The 2,977-nt window shown below is 73.1% G+C and carries 5 protein-coding genes; 1 reads left to right on the forward strand and 4 read right to left on the reverse strand.

Annotated elements, in window-relative coordinates:
* The coding region (locus tag DEIPI_RS31390; RefSeq protein WP_245588575.1) for an NAD(P)-binding protein at positions 1–272 on the reverse strand (272 nt) is incomplete at its 3' end.
* A gap of 269 nt (positions 273–541) precedes the next feature.
* Between DEIPI_RS31390 and DEIPI_RS0114750 the strand changes: the two genes are divergently transcribed.
* A complete protein-coding gene (locus DEIPI_RS0114750) occupies positions 542–724 on the forward strand; it encodes a hypothetical protein (protein ID WP_027482267.1) in 183 nt (60 codons plus the stop codon).
* A gap of 8 nt (positions 725–732) precedes the next feature.
* Here the strand turns inward: DEIPI_RS0114750 and DEIPI_RS0114755 are convergent, their stop codons facing one another.
* The 3 genes from DEIPI_RS0114755 to DEIPI_RS0114765 all read right to left on the reverse strand — a co-directional run.
* Positions 733–1,146 carry a VOC family protein gene (locus DEIPI_RS0114755; RefSeq protein WP_027482268.1) on the reverse strand — a complete coding sequence of 138 codons (414 nt, stop codon included), beginning with the start codon at positions 1,144–1,146 and terminating at the stop codon, positions 733–735.
* Between the two features lie 132 nt (positions 1,147–1,278).
* Entirely contained in the window at positions 1,279–2,349 is a 1,071-nt protein-coding gene (locus DEIPI_RS31395) for a S66 family peptidase (protein ID WP_045234408.1), read from the reverse strand.
* Positions 2,350–2,359: 10 nt separating this feature from the next.
* Positions 2,360–2,977, reverse strand: a 618-nt coding sequence (locus DEIPI_RS0114765) for a DUF1990 family protein (RefSeq protein ID WP_027482269.1), incomplete at its 5' end; no start/stop codon positions are given.

Consider the following 2,977-nt stretch of genomic DNA (forward strand, 5'->3'; position numbering starts at 1 on the left):
CCGAGCGTGTCCGCGAACGGCAGGCCGGGCAGGTCGTGGAGGCGGTTGACGGTACCGAGCGTCAGGCCGGGCCAGCGCTCTCGCCACGCGCCGCCCGCGCCCGTCGAGGCGTCGAGCACCACGAAGTCGCGTGCGGGCGAGAGGCCCAGCCCGCGCAGGTGGTAGGCGCTGGACAGGCCCGCCTGCCCCGCGCCGATGACGACGACGTCCACCTTCGTGGCGGCGCCGGGCGGGGACAGGAGGGAGAGGGCCTGGGTCGTGGGGGTGATCACGTGACGCTCCGGGTGGACGTGGTCTCGCCGCATTCAGGCACGACGAGGGGCGGCCGTCAAGTCATGGGCCGCGGCATCGCCGTGACGCCGAGCATCAAGGTTTCCACGAACGCTTCGGGGACCGCGAGCACGACGGCATGACCGGGATGTTCCAGGTGGCGCCCGTCACGAATGCGGTGGCCCTCCTCCCCGTACCCTGAACCGCGAGGGCGCGACGCGTCGGACGCGCGCACCCGACGTCCCGTACGCAGAACAGTGAGGAGCGTGACATGACGGACCAGAACGACCGCGACGATTCAACCTTCATCCCCGAGCACGGCGACACCGGGGCCTTCGAGGGAGACGAGACGCGCCGCGCGCGCGTGCAGCGGATCATCGACGAGGGCCGTGAGGCGGAACTCGGCGAGGAGGACTACGCGTTCGCGCTCTCGCACGGCCTCATCGAAGGGTAGGATTCGGATCAGGGTCCGGGGGAGCGCCACGCGAGTTCCTGCAGGACCCACGAGTTCCCGTCCGGATCGCGGAACGCGGCGTACCGCACGCCGCGCCCCGCGTCGTCGATCTCCCCGACGTCGACGCCCCGCGCGAGCAACTCGGCGCGGGTCCGTTCGACGTTGGCGACCACGAGGTGCAGACCGCGCAGCGAACCGACGGTCATGCCGCCCAGCCCGGGCAGTCCGGTGCTGAGCACGATGGAGCACGCCGAGCCGCGCGGGGTGAGCTGCACCACCCGGACGCCCTCGGCGGGCCGCACGTCGTGATCCACGTGGAAGCCCAGCTGCTCCTCGTAGAACACCCTCGCGCGGTCCACGTCCCCCACGGGGACGGGCACGAGTTCGAGCTGCATCACGGACGTATCGGCGGGTGTGGTCATGTCGGGCCTCCGGGTCGGGCATGGCGAACGGACGGGTGGTGCTCGGGGACGCCCCGATCATACGCGACGTCCGCGCGGTCCCGCGTGCCGCACGACCGTACGCGCCGACGTCGCCGCGCACGTCGAGCGTCGTCACCTCACGCCGGGTTCGAGCACCCGCACCGCGCGGCGCGCGGGATCGAGCTCGGCGCGCGAGCCGAACGGCAGCACCAGCTGCGGGCTGGTGTGCCCGAAGTCCACGCCCGCCACGACCGGCAGGTCCTCCCGTCCGAACTCCCGCAGCACCCGCGCGATCCAGCCGTGCACGGCCGCCGTCGTCTCCGGCGTGTAGCCGCGCGGGCGGGCGAACATCAGACCCGACAGGCGGCCCAGGAGGCCCTGCGCGCCGTAGTTGCGCAGCCAGTACCCCACCTGGGCGGGCGGCGGCACGTCCTCGGAGGTCTCCAGGCACAGCACCGCACCGTTCCACAGGTCCGGCTCGGGCCAGCCGGGCGTGCCGACCAGCATGTCCAGCACCTCCATGCAGCCGCCCACGAGGTGCCCCTCGGCGCGGCGTTCGCCCTGCAGCCACGACCAGCCCCGGGACGGCACGAAGGTGCGAGGGACCTCCTGCAGCGCCGCGTCCCCCCAGTCGGTCGACTCCTCGGACACGTCGGGGGACGCTTCGAGCGCGAAGGGCTCGGCGTCGAACAGTGCGCGCCGGACGGCGCGTGCCACGAAGGGACGGACGCCGCCGTTCTCCGCGAGGTCCGTCAGCAGCGCGGGACCATAGAACGCGGCGACGCCCGCGCGCAGGAACGCCAGGAGGGTCACGGTCGTGTCCGAAAAGCCCATGAACACCTTCGGGTGGGCGCCGATCAGCGCGAGGTCGAGGTACGGCAGCAACCGCACCGAGTCGTCCCCGCCGATGACGCTGAAGACGCCGCGCACGTCCGGGTTCGTGAGGGCCCAGTGCAGATCGTCCGCGCGGGCCTCGGGGTGCTCGTACAGGAACTCCGGGCCGCGCAGCGCGTTCGGTGCCGCCACGACGTTCAGGCCGAAGGTGTCGCGGACCTGCCGCACGCCCGCCGCGAACCGCGACGGGACCTGCGTGACGAACCCGCTCGACAGGCACACGGCGGCGACCGTGTCGCCCGGCCTGAGACGTTCCGGACGAACGAAGGAGGGCGTGCGGTGATCGGACGGTGCGTGCGCGCCGGTCATGGTGGGCCGCCTACGCGTGCTCGGCCGTCTCGCCGCTCGTGCCGATCGGCACCTCGGGCGGCTCGGGCGGCGAGTAGGAATGCGCGAGGCTCGGCATCTCCAGCGACTCGTGCCCACGGCTCACGATCCGCCCCCCGCTGTACCGCGCGACGCTCGTGAGCGTCAGCTCCCAGTTGCGGCGCTGCGCCGCGTGCACCCCGAAGATGTAGGCCAGCCGGTCGAACTGCGAGTTGACCCGCAGCAACGACTCGATCTGCAGCGTGAGCCGTCCGGGCGCCGCGCCGGGGTACACGCGGAAGTCGGAGGTGCCCGCGTCGGGATGCAGCCGCAGGGTGCGCGCGCGGAACCCCAGCTCGTCGACGTGTTCGATCACGACGAAGCCGCGCCGGACGAGCAGCATCCGGATTCGCAGGAGGTCGCCCCGCCTCACGTCCGTCGCGCCCGCGCGCATCGGCCGGAACCACGCGAGCCAGCGTGGCGCGTGCTGGGGCAGATGGTCACGCCAGTGCGCGGCGATCTCCTCGGGGGAGCGGCGCGCGTCCTCGACGTCCACCCAGTAGCGGCGACGCGTGAGCGGCCCGACACCGTCCTGCGGGCCGGAGGGGCGCATGGGGTCGCGCGGGCCCCG

This window comes from Deinococcus pimensis DSM 21231 (genome assembly GCF_000519345.1).
GTDB classification, from domain to species: domain Bacteria; phylum Deinococcota; class Deinococci; order Deinococcales; family Deinococcaceae; genus Deinococcus_A; species Deinococcus_A pimensis.